Here is a 19,383-nt window from a genome sequence, read left to right on the forward strand (position 1 = left end):
AGTGTTTTTGTATTTGAGAAAGTTGAAGAAGTATATAGCAAGACGATCCGGCTGAACATATGCCGGATCACTCAATAAGAAGGGGTTAGTGTTGTTGAGTAGGCAGCTGAATCTCGACTTTCAATCCGCCTAGTTCGCTTCTTGATGCTTCGATAGAACCGTTGTGTTGCCTAATGGCACTCTCTGTAATCGCTAGCCCTAAACCAGCGCCGCCAGAGTTTCTGTCTCGGGCAAAAGAGACGCGATAAAAAGGTCGGAATATCTCTGTTAGTTCCGTTTCAGGAACACCTTCTCCATTATCTTCAACTGTCACTTTCAATGAGTTTTCCTGATGCTCAAAGGTAACTCTTATCTGGCTTTCACTGTAATGAATAGCGTTTCGAATAATATTCTCGACCGCGCTCATCAGAAGATTAGGATTACCAACTATGGTGCAGTTAGGAATGGAACTATAAGTGAGTTTTTTCCCTACCTGTTCTGCTTCAAACTCTGCATCTTTTACCAGCTCCTCCCATAGTTCAGTGGCCGTATGTGCCTCTCTCACCTGGTGGCTGTTGACCTGCATTCTGGATAGTTCTAGCAGTTCGGCGATCATCTTTTCTAATCGCTCGGCTTCTGTGTCAATGCGATTAAGTTCATCACTTTCGCCAAGTTTTCTTTTTGCTAGCGCATTTGCCATTCTCAGGCGAGTCAGAGGAGAGCGAAGCTCATGAGAAATATCCGACAGCAATCTCTGGTTACCTGAAATCATGCCATTTACAGCAAGCACCATCTGGTTAAATGCAGCACCTGCTTGTTTGAACTCTGTACTGCCGACTTCAAGAGAAGGATCTTCTACAAATTCACCATTAGCGACTCTTCGAGCAGCGCTTTCTAGTTTTCTTGCTGGTTTGCTTAGTGCCCACGCTAACCACAGTAGAAAGGGAGTACTAATCAGCATAACAGTAAGCAAAAGTTTAAACGGGCTGTCTAATAGTTGAATCAAAAAGGGTGCAGGCAGCTCTTGCTTATCACCAACAAACATGTACAGATCGGTATTTGCTATACGGACAGCAACTGGGCCTGCAACCATGAAACGTCCGTATTGTCGCTGTTGAGGTTTACTGAACGTATCCATACTGGTGATGAAATTTTGTATCGCCCTTGATTTCATCTTTCCATAATCGCCCACCAGATTTCCGTATTGGTCGGTGAAGTAGATAACGGGTTTATCATCGTCTTTGCGGCGATTATTGTTAATTCGGGATAAGACATAATCTAGGTTTTGTTCGTGAGCGAACTTTGACTCTAAAAAATGAGCTATCTCTTCGAGTTTTCGAATATTGTTTTTATGCGCAGAGTGGGTTTCTCTGGGATCTAAATTGGAAGTGACAACAACACCAATGAGCACTACAAACATGGTAAACCAGAAAATAGCGAAGATTCGCCCGTAAAGATTTGAAAACTTGGGTAACCGCATCAGTTTTCCTCAATTAATAGATAACCACGACCTCGCAGGGTTTTGATTCTGGGTTTTCCATCGCTACGTTCCGGGAGTTTTTTACGTAGGTTAGATACATGCATATCTATGGCTCGATCAAATGGTGCCAGACGCTTTCCAAGAACATCCAGGCTCAATTGCTCTTTTGTTAACGTTTCTCCTGGATTCTGAATAAAGTGCGCCAGTAGTGAAAATTCAGTGGTAGTAAGTTCTATCAGTGCATCTGCGCAGTAAGCTTCCTGTTTGCCTGGGTACACTTTTATATCCTGATATTGAATGCAATCTCCCGACTTTGAACCGTTACCTGCCTGAGTACGACGCAAAATCGCTTTTATTCGGGCAAGAAGTTCTCTGTCACTGAACGGTTTAGGCAGGTAATCGTCTGCCCCAAGCTCTAGCCCGATTACACGATCGATCTCTTCCCCTTTTGCTGTCAGCATAAGAACCGGAGTTTCCCAGTGTTCTCTTAGCTTTTTCAGCATGTCGGTTCCGCTCATTCTGGGCATCATGACGTCCAGCAAAATTAAATCGATATCTTCATTGACTGCTTTTAGCCCTGCTTCACCATCATTAGCTTCTGTTACCGTAAAGCCTTCAAAGGTAAGCACCTCTTTAAGCAGACTGGTTAGTTCTGTATCGTCATCCACTAATAATATATTTGCCATGGTAAAGCTTACTCCGCCAGATTCTCTTGATTTCAGTATTACTGATCTTAATGAGAAAATTAACCACTTCTTCTCTCTTTACGTATCTTTACGATCTCTATACGTTGCTTTACTCAGGAAATCGTAATCTATGCTCAACCGCTGTGAAGACAGCATCAACAAAGCGAAATAGTGAATAAGGGTTTAGATTATGAGAACTGTAAAAAAATTAGTATTAGCTGCCGCTGCTCTTCCTCTGGTATTTGGTACTGCAAGTGCGTATGCATTTGGTGGTAAAGATGGCGGTAAAGATTTCAGAGGTAAATGTGGTGGTTTCGACAAGGGCGTTATGCGCCAGTTAGATCTGACCGATGAACAAGAAGCCCAGCTTGAAGCAATGCGCGATGCAAAGCGTGAAGAAAGAAAAACTCAGCGCACAGCAAATATGGCTGAGCGTCAGGCGGAAATGCAGGCATATCAGTCAAAGGTTCAGGATCTTGTATTAGCGGATACTTTTGATGAGGCTCAGGCACAGGAACTGGCAAAAGAGATGGTTGAGAAGCGTGCTGAGCGCCGTGCGGAAATGCTGAAAATGAAGCACGAAATGTTGAGTATCCTGACTCCTGAGCAGAAAGAGCAGTTTAAAGAACTTCAGACTGAACGCATGGAAAAATGCTCTGAAAAAATGGCTAAGCGTATGGAAAAACGCAACAATTAAAGATAAGTCATTAAATTGCACTGCCTATCTTTTGAGAGCAGCCTTCGGGCTGCTTTTGTCGTTATAACCACCAGAGTATGAGATAAACTGATACCCAAGTCACAATTTCGAGGTTATAATCTGCGCAAATTATTCTCGCTTAAACATAATGATGAAAGACGAATATTCACGATTAGTCTCTACCGCAGCATGGCTGGCAACGGGTGTAGCAACCATTCTTTTGGTCGCTAAAGTTGTTGTATGGTGGATCACTGGGTCAGTCAGCCTGCTGGCATCGTTAATAGATTCTCTTCTTGATATTGGAGCTTCGCTGGTTAACCTGATCGTTGTTCGATATTCATTGCAGCCTGCAGATAAAGACCATACTTTCGGTCACGGTAAAGCGGAATCCTTAGCTGCACTAGCTCAAACCATGTTTATATCTGGCTCCGCCTGTTTTCTTATTTTAAATGGTGTCGACCGTTTCTTCCGGCCTCATGAACTTGTTTCTCCTGAATATGGTATTTATGTCAGTGCGTTTGCAATGGTAATGACAGGCGGCTTAGTGGCTTTCCAGAAGCATGTGGTACGAAAAACCGGAAGTCAGGCGATTGCAGCAGACTCTTTGCACTATCAAACCGACTTATATATGAATGTTGCGATTATGATTGCGCTGGCTTTGAGTTACTTTGGAATAAAGCAAGCTGATGCGGTGTTTGCTATTGGTATTGGTTGCTTCATTTTGTTTAGTGCGTATCAGATGGTAAGGGATGCGATTCAGTCACTTCTGGACAGGCAACTGCCGGAAGAAGAGCTGGAACAAATAAGACATACGGCGAATGCAGTTGAAGGCGTTAGAGGTGTGCATCAGCTGAGAACAAGAAAATCAGGACCAGTGAGATTTATACAGCTTCATCTTGAGTTAGACGACCAGCTGCCTCTTATCCAGGCACATCAGATAGCGGATGATGTCGAAGAAGCGCTGGAGAATCTGTTTCCACAATCTGATGTGTTGATTCATCAGGATCCGGTATCTGTAGTTTATGGTACTGAGAAAGGACAAAAAGAACTGGGTTGGTAGGAAGCTATCAGGCAATTAAAGACAAAAATATCATAATAGTCTATTTTTTGTTCAAAAGGTTTATACTCAGGATGATTCTGATATGAATCAACAAAGTTTTTTAGCAGAATTGTAATACTCTTACATAAGTAAAAAAGTTTCAGTATTTCGAAAAAATGTTATAAGAAATGACATAAACTAATCAAACGGAATACCTTAATAATTTCGCCAAATTTGGCACATAAAATTTGTAATTTAGATTTAAAAAATCGAGGGTGAGCATGATTAAGAAGATCGGTGTTTTGACAAGTGGCGGTGACGCACCAGGAATGAACGCTGCAATTCGCGGCGTGGTTCGTACTGCACTTTCAGCAGGTCTGGAGGTATATGGTGTATACGACGGTTATCAGGGTCTGTATGAAGACCGTATCGAAAAGCTAGATCGTTCAAGCGTTTCTGACGTAATTAACCGTGGTGGTACCTTCCTGGGTTCTGCACGCTTCCCTGAGTTCAAGGAAGTTGAAACTCGTGAGAAAGCTATTGAAAACCTGAAAAAACACGGCATCGAAGCACTTGTTGTTATTGGTGGTGACGGTTCATACATGGGTGCTAAGAAGCTGACTGAAATGGGTTACCCATGTATCGGTCTGCCGGGTACAATCGATAATGATATTGCGGGTACGGATTACACTATCGGTTACCTGACTGCACTAAACACAGTTATCGAAAATATTGACCGTCTACGTGATACTTCATCTTCACACCAGCGTATCTCTATTGTTGAGATCATGGGTCGTCACTGTGGTGACCTGACTCTGATGTCTTCTATCGCTGGTGGTTGTGAGTACATCATCACTCCAGAACGTTCATGGAGTAAAGAAGAGCTTATTAAAAGCCTTTTAGCTGGTCTGGAGAAAGGTAAGAAGCACGCAATTATCGCTCTTACTGAGCTAATGATGGACGCTAACGAGCTAGCGAAAGATATCGAAGAAGCGACAGGTCGTGAAACACGCGCAACTGTGCTTGGTCACATCCAGCGCGGTGGTCGTCCAACGGCATTTGACCGTGTTCTGGCTTCTCGTATGGGTAACTACGCTGTTCACCTACTAATGGAAGGTCACGGTGGCCGCTGTGTAGGTATCCAGAAGGAAGAGCTTGTTCACCACGATATTATCGATGCAATTGAAAATATGCGTCGTCCAGTTCGTGATGACCTATACCAGGTAGCTGAAGAGCTGTTCTAAGGATAGCTTAACAGGGCATAGGACGGACTTCGTCCTACAGGTTACAGATATAAAAGCGTGAGGTTTATAATCTCGCGCTTTTTTGTTTGTGTCATCTGTAACCCGTAACCCGTAACCCGTAACCCGTAACCCGCAACCCAAGATCAAAAAAGGCCGACTAATGTCGACCTTCCATCAATACTTTTTCTAGCAGGTTGCTAAAAATTAAGCTTTCATCTTAGCTGCTGCTTTAGCGATAGCTGCAAAGCTCTTAGCGTCTAGAGAAGCACCGCCAACTAGAGCGCCATCGATGTCTGGCTGTGCGAAGTAAGCTTCAGCGTTTTCAGGCTTAACAGAACCGCCGTACTGGATGATTACCTGCTCAGCCACAGTTGCATCTTTTTCTGCGATCATTGCACGGATAGAAGCGTGGATACGCTGTGCATCTTCAGCAGTTGCTGCTTTACCAGTACCGATTGCCCAGATTGGTTCGTAAGCGATGATAGCGCCGTTAAGAGCTTCAACGCCGTATGCATCGATAACTGCGTTGATTTGACGTGCACATACTGCTTCAGTTTCACCAGCTTCGTTCTGAGCTTCAGATTCACCGATACAGAAAACTGGCTTCAGGCCGTTCTCTTTTAGGAATGCGAATTTCTTAGCAACAAACTCGTCTGATTCGTTATGGTAGTCACGACGCTCAGAGTGACCGATGATGATGTGAGTCGCACCGAAGTCTTTTAGCATCTCAGGAGACATGTCGCCAGTGAACGCGCCTTTGTTGTTAAGGTCAGTGTTCTGAGCACCAAGGATGATGTCGCTGCCTTCTAGAGTGCGTTCTGCAAGGTCGATGTATAGTGCTGGTGGAGCAACTGCAACGTCAACGCCAGTAACGCCAGCTAGTTCTGCTTTAAGTCCATTTAACAGCTCAGTTACCATTGCTTTGCTGCCGTTTAGTTTCCAGTTACCCATAACTACAGGTTGACGCATAGGAATATCTCCAAAATAAATTAAATGTAAAAAACAAACGTAATTGCGAAAGAATATAACAGATAAATACTGCCAGATCATGACGGGAATCATGACTTTCGCTGATCTTTGTCGGTCGCTGCTGAAGGAATCAGTTCCTTAAGTGACTCCGCAAGCAAAATCATAGCTAATTTATCAGATTCTGCGAATCATGCGGTATGTTTAAAAGAAATAATTAAAGATGAGAATCGAATGCCAAATTTAGTAATGGAATACACCAGCTCTGTAGAGGAACGAGTGAATATTCAGGGGCTTTTGGAGGACCTGCACCAGGTTGCTTTGGATTGTGGGTTGTTTGCCGCTGACGATGTGAAAACAAGGGGGCTTCGCTGCCATCATTGGTTGATTGGCGAAAAGGGAGATAGTGAGGACTTTATTCATATCAGCTTTGAGTTACTGTCCGGAAGAACGATAGAGCAAAAAAAGAAACTTGCAGATGATTTAATGGATGTTCTGAAAAGTCAGGCTTCAGCTGTATCCAGCTTAAGCCTGAATATGCGGGATATGGAAAGAGAGACATTTGTTAAAGTTCTAAATAACTAACTGGTGGTACTCAGCGTGCACAGTGATTTGGATGATTAAAGGGGATGACTTCTGCAGTTTCATTTAAATCTATATCACCATCCAGGACTTCTTTGAATTTCCCCATCTGGCTGCTGAGTTCCTGCATAAGTACTACATTGGTGTGGTGTGGGTTCTTGCAGCGCTTAATCACTCTATCAATATGACTTTGTTGCGCTCTGAGTCTGGGGCGCATCTCTTCAGACGCAAAAGTAATAGCTTGCTCACACATCTCCTGCTTGAACAGCTCAAAAGCTTTTGGGTTGTTTTCTGCAAGCTCTACCAGTTCATCAAATGGAGGCAATGTTTGCTCAATTTCAGCGTACTCCATGGTATCTCCTTTCTTTCCCTTCTCCGTGGGACTTACTAAAAGTGTAGTAGAGATGCTGAAAATGCAATCTCAAGAATGAGACAAATTGCGGAGGTTTCTCTGAGAATGGAACTAACTAACTGTTTTTATGATGTATGAGCATCTTCGTTCATTATTAATAATATGCTCAGTGCGTTCGATTTTTGTGTCATTACCTAATAAATTTTCAAAAACATTGAGTTCTGACTGGCACAATGTGGGGCAGCTTTTAGCGGCTTTACAGATGGGACAATGGTTCTCGGTGAAGAGGAAACCTTCTTCGAGTTCGGTTAATTCAGCCATGTATCCATCTTGCTCCCTTAGTGAGACTAAACGGACAAGCTTTTCGCCGAGTGGTAGGTCTGGCGTAATGACTGCCGAATACCTGGCCAGTGTTTTTGATTCTCTTTCTGCGGCAACTTTCTCAAGCCCTTCCTGACCGAAAATATGCTCAACCGCTTCAATAACCTGAACCGTTAAGTCATCATGGCGATCTGCAAATTGTGCATGTCCTTCTTCAGTCAGTGACCAGTGGCGAGTTGGCCTGCCAACCTTTACCTTTACATCGAAATGCTTAACCAGATTGTTATCTTCTAAAGCCTGTAAATGTTGCCGTGCACCCATCGACGTCATTTCAAGGTCTTCAGACAACTTCTTAGCTGTAATCGCACCTTCACGCTTTATTTTTTCAAGAATTATGTCGATGGTCTTCACTGAGTTATCCAGAGTTAAGAAATTGAATCGCTAAAACAGTGTCATTATGGAGGATATGTTTAGTAAAGTAAATTATTTACTAAGTTGTTGTTAAATTGAAGTAATATAACAGGCATAAAAAAGCGCAGCCGAAGCTGCGCTCATCATTCAGTGTTTCTCTCTTAGAGAATAATATCCCGAACCTCGGCGTCTTTACGTTCCAGATAATGGATAGACTTGATACGACGGATAGTGCGACACTTGCCACGGATTAGCAGAGTTTCTGTTGTCGCGATATTTCCTTTACGAGTAATGCCTTCAAGCAGGTCACCTTTAGTAATACCTGTTGCAGAGAATACAACGTTGTCGCTCTTTGCCATGTCAGACATTTCCAGAACGATATTTGCTTCAACGCCCATCTCTTTACAGCGTGCCAGCTCCAGCTCACCGTGCTTACGGTTTTCTTCTGTATCGCCTTTAACTTCATGACGAGGAAGTAAACGACCGTGCATGTCGCCGTCCAGAGCACGAATAACAGCAGCAGAAACTACACCTTCAGGCGCACCACCAATGCAGTACATCACATCAACTTCGCTATCTGGCATACAGGTCAGGATAGAAGCAGCAACATCACCATCTGGCACAGCAAATACGCGAACACCCATAGATTGCATCTTTGCAATTACGTCATCATGCCGTGGCTTCGCCAGCGTAATAACAACTAGTGTATCCAGAGTTTTACCAAGCGCCTTAGCGATGTTTTCCAGGTTTTCTTCAAGAGGAAGGTTTAGATCAATACAGCCTTTAGCACCAGGACCTACAACCAGCTTTTCCATGTACATGTCAGGTGCTTTAAGGAAGCTACTTTTTCGCCAGCTGCAAGTACAGCCAGTGCGTTAGCCTGACCCATTGCGGTCATGCGAGTACCTTCAATAGGGTCTACCGCAATATCAACCTGATCACCGCCAACGCCAACATGTTCGCCAATGTATAGCATTGGTGCATCATCAATCTCACCTTCGCCAATTACAATTTCACCACTGATGTCGGTTTTGTTTAGCAAGCTACGCATCACTTCTACAGCTGCACCGTCTGCTGCGTTTTTGTCGCCACGTCCAAGCCATTTGTAACCTGCCAGTGCTGCACCTTCAGTTACACGAGAAAAAGCCATCGCTAAATCGCGTTTCATGTCTACTCCAGTTGAAAAAGTAAGAGGGATAAAAATTCGGCGGGATTCTATCACAACGTAATCGAAAACGTTTGCCTTTTGCACAGATTTTTTGTTTCTCAGAGCTTCTCACCAGAAGAACATAAGGTTCCCGATAAAAAAGTCATGCTCAAAAGTCAGCGAAAGGTCAGAATGTGATTTAAAGTTGAGCAACTAACAAGATTTCTACAATTTAAGGAGTGCTATCCGCTCGCGGCTGAGTAGAATAAAGGCATTCAGGGTGAGAGCAACTCATCACAATGGTCACATATAAGGTAGATTAATATGTCGTTAGAAGTGCTAGAACAGTTAGAAGCAAAAGTACAAACCGCAGTAGATACAATTACACTTCTTCAAATGGAACTAGATGAGCTAAAAGAAAAGAACAGCCAGCTAGAAGCTGAAGCGAATGCTCTGAAAGAAGGCCGTGAAGAGTTAGAAAGACAAAACCAACAGGTTCGTGAAGAGCATGATGCATGGCAAGAGCGCATCAGGACTCTATTAGGTAAGATGGAAAACGTGGAATAATTAGTTTCTATCGTCGTGAATGTTGCTAACTCTGCGGCGTCGATGCTCACTTACTATCGTAAGCTCCGCGTCTCCTTCTTGATTTAGTAACATTCACTTAGATATAAAGCTAATTATTAAATCACTAGATTCCTCGTTACCACGCTCCTGCGTGGTAATGCATGTTTAGGCTAATAGCCGTACAGTGTAGAAAGCAGCCGTTGTGGCTGCTTTTTTAATGCATATCTGAGTTAATAATTACTCTTCTTCGTAATCGTCATCGGTCTCTTCGATGTCGAGTTTTGCATCGAGAGGTTCCTGAGAGATGATAATGCCGGTGTTGTCGGCATAGAGGTAGTCTTCTGGCAGGAAGGTGACGCCGCCGAAGTTCACAGGTACGTCGATTTCACCAATATCTTGAGAGGTTGCGCCTACAGGGATAGAAGCCAACGCTTGAATGCCGACATTCATATCTTCCAGGTCATCTACTTCACGGATACATCCGTAAACAACAATACCTTCCCACTCGTTTTCTTCCGCTAAAGCTGCAATCTCTGCATCGATAAGTGCTTTTCTCAGTGAGCCGCCGCCATCGATCAGAAGAACCCGACCATTACCGTCTTCTTCAAGGATGGAACGGATAAGGCCATTGTCCTCAAAACATTTGACTGTGGTTACTTGGCCGGCAAAAGATGCGCTACCGCCAAAGTTACTAAACATGGGCTCTACGACATCAACCTGGTCTAAGTAAATATCACATAGTGCAGAAGTATTGTATTCCATACGAGAGGTCTTCTATTGGTGAACACTAAATCTGAGTATATCCAGTCATTAAGTCAATGCAATGACAAGGCTCAATTATCTCGCCAGAGTTTGAGCTACAACCATTAGTGAAAACAAAATGTTAGTGATTACGGCGCATTTAACGATAACCGGCAACATAGGCGCGATTTGTACCGGAGATTCTGACGCCAGAACCGCTTTGCCGTGTTTGCCTATTACCGCAGCAGACAATAAAAACGGTACGACAAACCATAGCTGTGCCGAGTTAAATAGCAGGTAGCCAGCAAAAGCAACGAACGCAGCCCAGATTAGCGTCAGGTGGTATACCTTAGCGCATTGTTCGCCGAGTCTGACTGCTACTGTACGTTTCCCACACTCACGGTCGTTGTCTATATCACGCATATTGTTGACGTTGAGTACAGCAACAGCTAAAAGCCCACAACCAAGTGCTGGCGCTGCAATAGTCCAGTCTACAGAGCCTGTGTGCAGGAAGTAAGTACCACCTACACCAAGTAAACCAAAGAAGATAAATACAGACAGGTCACCAAGGCCGACATAGCCATAAGGTTTGTCACCTACGGTATAAGCAATAGCGCTAACAATCGCTAACAGGCCTAATCCAAGAAAAGCAATAATATTGGTGAGGCTGTCCAGAGAATAGAATATAAGAGCGATACCGGCAGCGATAGTAAATACGATATTCAGGATGATGGCTTTTTTCATCTCTTCCTGAGTAACCGCACCTGACTGCATGGCCCTCATTGGGCCGAGGCGATTTTCATTGTCGGTACCCTTCTGAGCATCACCATAGTCATTCGCCAGATTAGACAGAATTTGAAGCAGAGTGGCAGTAAGGAGCGCCAGCAACATAACAGGAAATGAAAATCGGCCATCAGAGTGAGCAAGGCTGCTACCAGTGAGAATGGATACCAGTGCCAGAGGAAGCGTTTTTGGTCTGGCTGCATCCAGCCAGATTGAGAGCGATTTATTCATTTAACTAATCTATTAACTGCCTAATGCGAGAAGTATATCAACTGTTTGCGGAATAAAAAGCCCACCTAAAGAGGTAGGTGGGCTTTTTGTTGATGCGGGTACTATTTTGCGCTTACAGGATAAATCTACTTAGGTCTTCATCCTCAACAAGTTCACCAAGATGAGCTTTTACATAAGCAGCATCAATTGTTAGTGTACTGCCCGGCTTATCCGTAGCTTCAAACGAGATCTCATCCATCAGTCTTTCCATCACAGTGTGCAGACGACGAGCACCGATATTCTCAGTTGTTTCGTTTACACGCCATGCAGCTTCAGCAATCTGGTTGATGCCATCTTCAGTAAACTCAATGTCGACTTCTTCAGTTTTCATCAACGCAATGTACTGCTCGGTTAATGATGCGCGAGGTTCGGTAAGAATACGCTTGAAGTCATCGCTAGATAGAGCTTCAAGCTCTACGCGGATTGGCAGGCGACCTTGTAGTTCCGGGATCAGATCAGAAGGTTTAGCTACCTGGAATGCACCAGAAGTAATAAACAGGATATGGTCTGTTTTTACCATACCATGCTTAGTTGAAACCGTGCTGCCTTCGATCAGAGGAAGCAAGTCACGCTGTACACCTTCACGAGAAACGTCCGGGCCGGAGCTTTCACCACGCTTACAGATCTTGTCGATCTCATCGATAAACACGATGCCGTGGTTTTCCACGTTTTCGATGGCATTTTCTTTCAACTCTTCCTGATTTACCAGCTTCGCCGCTTCTTCTTCAGTTAGTGCTTTAAATGCATCTTTGATCTTAAGCTTGCGATTCTTCTTGGTGTTGCCGGCAAGGTTCTGGAACATACCCTGAAGCTGGTTTGTCATCTCTTCCATACCTGGAGGAGCCATAATTTCCACACCCATCTGCGGTGCAGCTACGTCGATTTCAATCTCTTTATCGTCTAGCTTGCCTTCACGTAGTTTCTTGCGGAAAATCTGACGGGTATTCGAGTTGTCATCGCCAGATTCCTGGTCTTTTTGTCCCCAGGCATCGCGCGCTGGTGGCAGCAGAGCATCAAGGATACGCTCTTCAGCCTGCTCTTCAGCGCGGAACTTAACTTTTTCCATCGCCTGCTGGCTTGTCATTTTAGCTGCAACATCTGTCAGGTCGCGGATGATAGTTTCTACTTCCTTACCAACGTAACCAACTTCAGTAAACTTGGTCGCTTCAACCTTGATAAACGGCGCGTTGGCGAGCTTTGCCAGACGACGGGCGATTTCGGTTTTACCAACACCCGTTGGACCGATCATTAGAATGTTCTTTGGTGTTACTTCTGGACGCAAACTTTCATCAAGCTGCATACGACGCCAGCGGTTACGAAGTGCGATCGCCACTGAGCGTTTTGCTTTGTCCTGGCCGATAATGTGGCGATTTAGTTCGTGAACAATCTCACGAGGTGTCATTTCAGACATATTGTTTACCTCAATTCTTTATTCAGCCGCGATTTCAAGTTCTTCAACAGTGTGATGATGGTTGGTAAATACACAAATATCACCTGCAATGGTTAGCGACTTTTCTGCAATTTCTCGAGCGTCTAATTCTGTGTTTTCCAGTAGAGCAGTTGCTGCTGCCTGAGCAAAGTTACCGCCAGAACCGATGGCAATAAGATCGTTTTCAGGCTGAACAACGTCACCGTTACCAGTGATAATCAGTGAAGCCGTTTCGTCTGCCACTGCCAGCAATGCTTCTAGTTTTCGTAATGCTCTGTCGCTTCTCCAGTCTTTTGCCAGCTCAACGGCTGCTTTAGTCAGATGCCCCTGATGCATCTGGAGCTTAGACTCGAAGCGTTCAAATAGGGTGAAGGCGTCAGCCGTACCACCAGCAAACCCCGCAAGCACTTTATTGTTATACAGGCGGCGTACTTTCTTCGCATTGCCTTTCATTACTGTGTTACCAAGGGATACTTGTCCATCACCAGCTATAACAACTTTGTTGCCACGGCGTACAGATACTATGGTAGTCACGAGATAGACCTCTTTGTTTTCTTAATATGATAAAAGTTATATGAGGTTATAAAACTGGAATTCAAGGGAAGAAGAGCGAGATGAATTATCTCACTCTTTTGGAATGGGGGATGTTACTGCGCTTCTTTCCAGATCGCGCATGGTTCAATTTTAGCGCGCTGAAGCTTATGTTTATCTTTTTCAGCGTCCCTTTTGAATTTGTATGGTCCTAAGACGACCTTAAACCAGCTGCTTCCTTCTTTTTTGCGAATTTGGCTATTTATCCCTTGAAACGCGATATCAACCTTCCGGTTTTCGGCTTGTTTAAGGGTTTTGAAAGCACCGCACTGCATAATGTACGGTATTTCCGAAACAACCAGATCTTTTGCCTCTACCTCTATCTCTTTTTGTGGCAGAGACTTAACATACTCCCACTCTTCTGTTGGCGGTGGTGGTATTTGTTCTGCTTTCTTTGCTTCAGGTTTTGGTTTGCTAGCAACAGGAGCTGGCTTAGGTGGTTCAGGGTCTGTGCTAAGAATATACAGGCCATAGCCAAAGCCACCAGTTAGTAATATGGCAGCAATTGCAGCTTTCCATGGGAAGCGTTTTTGCGGTTTCTTGCGCGAAGGGCTTTTTCTCTTGCCTTGTCCGCGTCGTACGTAGTCTCTGTTTGCCACTCTTTTTTACTTCAAAGCAGGTTATTAAACGGCTTACATGTTAATCCAGTTTGTAGCTCAATGACAAATGTCTCTTTAAAAAAGAAACGGTGCATATCCAGCACCGTTTTCGTGAGTAAATTTTGATTAAATTCTTGGTGGAGCTGCGCTATTTCGCACAACCAACTTGGTTTCAAGTAGTCTGGAGCCAGCTCTTACATCTCTCCCTTTAAGCAGTTCCAGCATCATCAACATAGCCTGACGGCCTATTTCGTAACGAGGCTGAGAGATGGTGGTTAACGGTGGATCGCAGTACTGAGCAAATTGAATGTCATCAAACCCAACAATAGAAAGATCCTGAGGCACTCGTAAACCTAGTTTTTTGGCTTCCTGAATTGCTCCAATCGCCATAGTGTCGTTGTGGCAGAAGATAGCTGTTGGTGGCTCAGGCAAAGAAAGCAGTTTTCGCAGCGCTTTTGCACCGCCAGCAAAGGTAAAGTCCGCGTTTGCACAATAAGTGGTGTTCATGGTGATACCTGCACGTCTGAGTGCCTGCTGGTATCCTTGATGGCGAAACTCACATAACGGTGCGTTTTCCGGGCCAGAGATCTGAGCAACCTTTTTATGCCCCATCTGAGTCAGGTAGTTTACCGCTTCAAATGCAGACGTGAGGTTATCGATATGGACAGTAGGAAGTTCAAGCTCAGGCGCATACTCACAAGCCATAACTAGCGGTGGTAGGTTCTTCTGCTCTGGTTTACTTACGTCGAATGGAAGGTCGGTGCCAAGCAATAACATGCCGTCGGCCTGCTTGGTGAATACCAGATTTACAAAAGAGCTTTCGCGCTTTTGTTGCTGCCCGCTGTCTCCAAGAAGTACCAGGTAGCCATTTTCCATTGCAGCATCTTCAATACCACGAATAATTTCGGTGAAATAGGGATCACAGATATCGGGAACAATGGTGACAATGGTTTTTGATTCATTTCGACGCAGATTTCTTGCCAGAGAGTTTGGAGAGTAACCTGCTTCAAGTACCGCATCTTCCACCCTTTTTCTGGTGGATGATGAAACCTTTTCCGGATTCATTAATGCTCTGGATACGGTAGCAGTAGAAACCCCAGCCAACTGGGCAACATCCTTCATTGTCGCCATATTAGAATAACCTCTTTCCTATAAATAATTCTTGGTGTCAGGCAATGAGCATAAACACATATCGTTTTTTCTAAGTGTATGCTTTTGTGATAGTACTGTTTACGGCAAGATTAACATATTTTGCATAGCGTTCGTGATATTTGTCACATCAATGTAACTCGGCCATTTAATTAAGATCTTGTGGTTCTATATCCATGGACCACCGTACTTTTTTTGCTGAAGGAAGTAGGGCGATCACAGGCTTAGCTGAGTAAAGCAACTTTTGCAGTACAGTGCGATTCGGTGTCTGCAAGATCAGTTGCCAGCGAGATTTACCTGCTCTTTTGGCTAAAGGTGCAGGAGTAGGGCCAAGCACCATGCAGAGGTCGTCAAAAAGAGGGTGGGCCTCTAGGGTATGCCGAACCTGACGCAAAAACTCTTCTGCGAAGTCTCCGTTATTTGCTTCAGCTCTGAAAAGGGTAAGAAAGCTAAAAGGTGGCAACATGGCCTGCTTTCTCTCTTGCAGTGCAGTTTGTGCAAAGTGTCTGTAGTCGTTGTTTAACAGTGATTGCAGTAATGTGTGCTCTGGGTGGTGCGTCTGGAGCAGCACTTCACCTGGCTTACTCGCTCGTCCAGCCCGTCCGGCTACTTGCACAAATAGTTGAGCAAGGCGTTCGGATGCCCTGAAATCGCTACTGTAGAGAGAACCGTCAACATCAAGCAGGCTGACTAAAGTGACATTTGGAAAATGGTGGCCTTTAGCCAGCATTTGAGTGCCTATAAGAATCTGGTATTCGTTGTTTCTTATAGATTCAAGCGCGCTTTCTAGGCTACCTTTTCTGCGTGTGCTATCCCGGTCGATACGTATGGTTTTATATTCAGGAAACAGTTCAGAAAGCTGTTTTTCTAATTGTTCGGTCCCGACACCAACAGTTACTAACTGGTGTGAGCCACACTCCTGACAGTTGTGAATAACAGGGCGCTGTGAACCACAGTGATGGCATCTTATTTCATTGCTGTTCTGATGGTAGGTGTAGTAGGCATCACATCTCTGACACTCAGCAATCCAGCCGCACTCGTGACACATTAAAGCTGGTGAAAACCCTCTTCTGTTCAAAAATAGCAGCACCTGACTGCCTGAATCCAGATGAAGGCGCATCTCTGCGATTAATGGCGCGGAAAGGCCGCTCTCAAGATACTGTCCTTTTACGTCAATCACTTTGTTTGTTGTAGGAACAGCAGAGCCAGCTCTCTGTGAAAGTGTTAGGTGGTGATACTTTCCTGAAAGCGCGTTGTATAACGTCTCTAATGATGGCGTTGCTGAGCCGAGTACGACAGGGATGTTCTCCCTGTGAGCGCGCATAATAGCAACGTCACGCGCATGGTATCTAAGGCTGTCCTGCTGTTTATAAGAGGCGTCATGCTCCTCATCGACAATTATGATGCCCAGCTTGTGAAAAGGAGTGAATAATGCCGAGCGTGTACCTATAACAATACCCGCATGTTTGTCGCGTGCAGATAGCCAAGCGTTGAGGCGTTCGGTGTCATTTAACCCGGAATGAATAACGGTTACAGGTACATCAAAGCGTTTTTTAAAGCGATTGATAGTCTGTGGTGTTAAGCCAATCTCTGGCACCAGAACCAGCGCCTGTTCGCCTTTTTCTAGCACAGGTTTAATAAGATTCAGATAAACTTCGGTTTTGCCTGATCCAGTAACACCTTCGAGTAGATAACAACCAAAATCTGAGCCGCTGTTTACTGTTGCGATAGCAACTGCCTGTTCAGCATTGATCTTAGGCTTGTCCTGTTCAGACTCTATAAGCTCAGGCCAGCGACCCGGAGTAGGTTTTTGCTCGGTTGATACGATCCAGCCTTTTTCTGTCAGTGTTTTTAAAACGCTTGACGAGACATCTTCGTCCAACATTTGTTGATGTGAGACAGAACCCGACTCTAGCATATGCATGACGCGAGCTTGTTGGACTGCCCGGCCGAAACCAACCATCAATTGATTTTTACCTGACTCAGTAAGTTGCCATTCAACCAGAGAGGCGAATTCGGCCGCTTTGCCTTTTCTTAATGCAGAAGGCAGGGCATTAGACAGCGTGTCTCCCAAAGGATACTGATAGTACTGGCTCGCCCAATTAAGCAGTTCGTAGAGCTTCTTCGGCCATACCGGCTCTATATCCAGAACTTCTTTTATCGGCTTTAGCTTGTCGATAGAAAATGCGGATTTGTGCACCATAGCTGTAACGATGCCCACAAGTGTCTGTCTTCCAAATGGAACAGATACTCTCCCGCCAACGACCGGAAACTGGTGGGGCTGGATTAAATAATCAAACCTTTTGTCCAGTGGTACAGGAAGGGCAACTTGAGCTATGGATGGGCGCATAGATAACTACGGAAACGAATAATAAACAGAGGGATAGTTTATACCCTGAAGCAGAATCTGCACACCCAGAAATATGGGAGGGTTATTTATAAGAAAAAAATGGCGAAAAAACTACCAAATAGGTTGATCCTGGGGGCACTATTCTTTACTATACGCGCCCTGACGGTGTGACCTGTGGTTGCACTATTATTTAAATTACGTGTGGTGTCCGGCATAGAATCGGATGGCGACGCGGCCTATAGATGAGGTTTTCCCATGAAAACAGGTATCCACCCTGAATACAAAGCTGTAACAGCTACTTGCTCTTGCGGCAACACTTTTGAGTTCAACTCAACTCTTGCTAAAGACTCTATCCACCTAGACGTGTGTGACAAGTGTCACCCATTCTACACTGGTAAGCAGCGTATCGTTGATACTGGTGGCCGTGTTGATCGCTTCAACAAGCGTTTCGGTGCTCTATCTAGCAAGAAGTAATGATTGCTTAGCAATACCGAATTTGAAAAAGGACGCACTCGCGTCCTTTTTTGCATCTAACGTATGCCAAATTCGTATATAAATTAAATGGTTTTAATCGCTTGCTGGCTATTAACACAGTTAGGTATCCAGTAAAATCAGCCCCCGTTCATTCCCCATAATCAAACCAAGGTAAACCAAGATGTCTGACGACAATAAACAAGACGATTTTCGTCAACAAGCCCTTCATTATCATGCGTATCCAACCGCTGGCAAAATCTCCGTTGAACTAACAAAACCAGCAGACTCAGCGGAAGATCTGGCACTGGCATACAGCCCGGGTGTTGCTGAGCCAGTACGTGAAATCGCTCAGAATGTCGATAATGTTTATAAGTACACTGGTAAAGGTAACATGGTTGCAGTTATCTCTAACGGTACGGCGATTCTTGGTCTGGGTAACCTTGGCCCAATGGCTTCTAAGCCAGTAATGGAAGGTAAAGCACTGCTGTTTAAGCGCTTTGCTGGTCTGGATTCTATCGATATCGAAGTTAAGCACCGCACTATCGATGAGTTCGTTGATACGGTTGCTAATATTGCTGACACTTTCGGTGGTATCAACCTTGAAGATATTAAAGCGCCAGACTGCTTTGAGATTGAACAGCGCCTGATTGAACGTTGCGACGTGCCTGTATTCCATGATGACCAGCACGGTACAGCAATTGTGACGGCGGCAGGTATGTTGAATGCTATCGAGCTACAGGATAAAGAGCTGTCTGAGTCGACTATTGTTTGTCTTGGTGCAGGTGCAGCAGCCGTAGCATGCATGGAGCTTCTGATTAAGTGTGGCGCGCAGCGTGAAAAGATCTACATGCTTGACCGTAAAGGTGTGATTCATACTCGTCGTGAAGATCTAACCGAACACAAGAAGCACTTTGCTAACAACACAGACAAGAGAACGCTGGAAGATGTTATTACTGGTGCCGATCTATTCCTTGGTGTGTCTGGCCCGGATCTTCTGCCTCAGGAAGCGCTTAAACTAATGGCGGATAAGCCAGTAGTATTCGCATGTTCTAACCCTGATCCTGAAATTAAGCCAGAGCTGGCGCATCAGGTTCGTGATGATCTGATTATGGGTACAGGTCGCTCTGACTATCCAAACCAGGTGAACAATGTTATCTGTTTCCCGTTCATTTTCCGTGGTGCGCTTGACGTTCGTGCAAGTGAAATCAATATCGAAATGAAACTAGCGGCAGTAGAGGCGATTCGTCAGCTAGCTAAAGAGCCAGTGCCAGAAGAAGTGAAGAAGGCGGCTGGTGTGACTGAGCTTGAGTTTGGTAATGAGTACATCATTCCTAAGCCAATGGATCCACGCTTACTTCCACGTGTAGCTAAAGCCGTTGCTCAGGCAGCAGTTGATTCTGGCGTAGCGCGTATAGAAATGCCTAAAGGGTACATGGAGAACTGATAGGTTAAAGGTTGTGGGACGGACTTCGTCCTACTGGTCACAGGTAAGTTAAAAGCGCAAAAGGTTGAATCCTTGCGCTTTT

19 protein-coding genes and 1 pseudogene are annotated in these 19,383 nt (G+C 44.7%); 7 read left to right on the forward strand and 13 right to left on the reverse strand.

The genetic code is table 11. The annotated features are described in order from the left end of the window. Nucleotides 1–85 precede the first annotated feature (85 nt). The gene (gene cpxA / locus P7F88_RS00410) at nt 86–1,459 is read right to left on the reverse strand and encodes an envelope stress sensor histidine kinase CpxA (protein WP_277821397.1); all 1,374 of its coding nucleotides are present in this window, start codon (nt 1,457–1,459) and stop codon (nt 86–88) included. Then, the gene (locus P7F88_RS00415; RefSeq protein WP_277821398.1) at nt 1,459–2,145 is read right to left on the reverse strand and encodes a response regulator; all 687 of its coding nucleotides are present in this window, start codon (nt 2,143–2,145) and stop codon (nt 1,459–1,461) included. The genes cpxA and P7F88_RS00415 overlap by 1 nt, the downstream gene beginning before the upstream one ends. Nucleotides 2,146–2,335: 190 nt before the next feature. Here P7F88_RS00415 and P7F88_RS00420 point away from each other — a divergent pair, with 190 nt between their 5' ends. From P7F88_RS00420 to pfkA, 3 genes are all read left to right on the forward strand, one after another. Continuing rightward, nucleotides 2,336–2,842 carry a CpxP family protein gene (locus tag P7F88_RS00420; RefSeq protein ID WP_277821399.1) on the forward strand — a complete coding sequence of 169 codons (507 nt, stop codon included), beginning with the start codon at nt 2,336–2,338 and terminating at the stop codon, nt 2,840–2,842. Between the two features lie 151 nt (nt 2,843–2,993). Further along, a complete protein-coding gene (fieF, locus tag P7F88_RS00425; protein ID WP_277821492.1) occupies nt 2,994–3,902 on the forward strand; it encodes a CDF family cation-efflux transporter FieF in 909 nt (302 codons plus the stop codon). 260 nt (nt 3,903–4,162) lie between these two features. Next, nucleotides 4,163–5,125 carry a 6-phosphofructokinase gene (gene pfkA, locus P7F88_RS00430; RefSeq protein WP_277821400.1) on the forward strand — a complete coding sequence of 321 codons (963 nt, stop codon included), beginning with the start codon at nt 4,163–4,165 and terminating at the stop codon, nt 5,123–5,125. Nucleotides 5,126–5,329: 204 nt separating this feature from the next. Here pfkA and tpiA read toward each other — a convergent pair whose 3' ends face one another. After that, entirely contained in the window at nt 5,330–6,094 is a 765-nt protein-coding gene (tpiA, locus tag P7F88_RS00435) for a triose-phosphate isomerase (protein WP_277821401.1), read from the reverse strand. A 231-nt stretch (nt 6,095–6,325) separates the two neighbouring features. Here tpiA and P7F88_RS00440 point away from each other — a divergent pair, with 231 nt between their 5' ends. Continuing rightward, nucleotides 6,326–6,676, forward strand: coding sequence for a 5-carboxymethyl-2-hydroxymuconate Delta-isomerase (locus P7F88_RS00440; protein WP_277821402.1), 351 nt, complete (start codon nt 6,326–6,328; stop codon nt 6,674–6,676). Between the two features lie 10 nt (nt 6,677–6,686). On the opposite strand, the gene P7F88_RS00445 is transcribed toward P7F88_RS00440, so the two are convergent. The 3 genes and pseudogenes from P7F88_RS00445 to glpX all read right to left on the reverse strand — a co-directional run bounded on the left by P7F88_RS00445 (nt 6,687) and on the right by glpX (nt 8,925). Beyond that, nucleotides 6,687–7,025 (reverse strand): DUF3135 domain-containing protein, encoded by a 339-nt coding sequence (locus tag P7F88_RS00445; protein WP_277821403.1) that lies wholly within the window; start codon nt 7,023–7,025, stop codon nt 6,687–6,689. 111 nt (nt 7,026–7,136) lie between these two features. Continuing rightward, a complete protein-coding gene (locus P7F88_RS00450) occupies nt 7,137–7,757 on the reverse strand; it encodes a helix-turn-helix transcriptional regulator (protein WP_277821404.1) in 621 nt (206 codons plus the stop codon). Between the two features lie 161 nt (nt 7,758–7,918). Next, nucleotides 7,919–8,925: pseudogene (glpX, locus tag P7F88_RS00455) on the reverse strand (class II fructose-bisphosphatase). Nucleotides 8,926–9,228: 303 nt separating this feature from the next. On the opposite strand from glpX, the gene zapB reads away from it, so the two are divergent. Continuing rightward, nucleotides 9,229–9,471, forward strand: a complete 243-nt coding sequence (gene zapB / locus P7F88_RS00460) for a cell division protein ZapB (RefSeq protein WP_277821405.1) — start codon at nt 9,229–9,231, stop codon at nt 9,469–9,471. Between the two features lie 237 nt (nt 9,472–9,708). Here the strand turns inward: zapB and rraA are convergent, their stop codons facing one another. The 7 genes from rraA to priA form a co-directional block, all read right to left on the reverse strand. Further along, nucleotides 9,709–10,233, reverse strand: coding sequence for a ribonuclease E activity regulator RraA (gene rraA / locus P7F88_RS00465; RefSeq protein ID WP_277821406.1), 525 nt, complete (start codon nt 10,231–10,233; stop codon nt 9,709–9,711). A gap of 75 nt (nt 10,234–10,308) precedes the next feature. After that, complete coding sequence (locus P7F88_RS00470) at nt 10,309–11,226, reverse strand: 1,4-dihydroxy-2-naphthoate polyprenyltransferase (protein WP_277821407.1); 918 nt, start codon at nt 11,224–11,226, stop codon at nt 10,309–10,311. A 112-nt stretch (nt 11,227–11,338) separates the two neighbouring features. Continuing rightward, a complete protein-coding gene (gene hslU / locus P7F88_RS00475) occupies nt 11,339–12,676 on the reverse strand; it encodes an HslU--HslV peptidase ATPase subunit (protein ID WP_277821408.1) in 1,338 nt (445 codons plus the stop codon). Nucleotides 12,677–12,694: 18 nt separating this feature from the next. Next, nucleotides 12,695–13,228, reverse strand: a complete 534-nt coding sequence (gene hslV / locus P7F88_RS00480) for an ATP-dependent protease subunit HslV (RefSeq protein ID WP_277821409.1) — start codon at nt 13,226–13,228, stop codon at nt 12,695–12,697. Between the two features lie 113 nt (nt 13,229–13,341). Next, a complete protein-coding gene (locus P7F88_RS00485) occupies nt 13,342–13,884 on the reverse strand; it encodes an SPOR domain-containing protein (RefSeq protein WP_277821410.1) in 543 nt (180 codons plus the stop codon). A gap of 126 nt (nt 13,885–14,010) precedes the next feature. Next, nucleotides 14,011–15,015 (reverse strand): DNA-binding transcriptional regulator CytR, encoded by a 1,005-nt coding sequence (gene cytR, locus P7F88_RS00490; protein WP_277821411.1) that lies wholly within the window; start codon nt 15,013–15,015, stop codon nt 14,011–14,013. Between the two features lie 166 nt (nt 15,016–15,181). Next, nucleotides 15,182–17,383 carry a primosomal protein N' gene (gene priA, locus P7F88_RS00495; RefSeq protein WP_277821412.1) on the reverse strand — a complete coding sequence of 734 codons (2,202 nt, stop codon included), beginning with the start codon at nt 17,381–17,383 and terminating at the stop codon, nt 15,182–15,184. Nucleotides 17,384–17,638: 255 nt separating this feature from the next. On the opposite strand from priA, the gene rpmE reads away from it, so the two are divergent. Then, a complete protein-coding gene (gene rpmE, locus P7F88_RS00500) occupies nt 17,639–17,857 on the forward strand; it encodes a 50S ribosomal protein L31 (protein ID WP_237315874.1) in 219 nt (72 codons plus the stop codon). A 181-nt stretch (nt 17,858–18,038) separates the two neighbouring features. After that, nucleotides 18,039–19,301, forward strand: a complete 1,263-nt coding sequence (locus tag P7F88_RS00505) for a malic enzyme-like NAD(P)-binding protein (protein WP_277821413.1) — start codon at nt 18,039–18,041, stop codon at nt 19,299–19,301. Nucleotides 19,302–19,383 lie beyond the last annotated feature (82 nt).

Source organism: Vibrio hannami (assembly GCF_029589055.1).
GTDB lineage: Bacteria > Pseudomonadota > Gammaproteobacteria > Enterobacterales > Vibrionaceae > Vibrio > Vibrio hannami.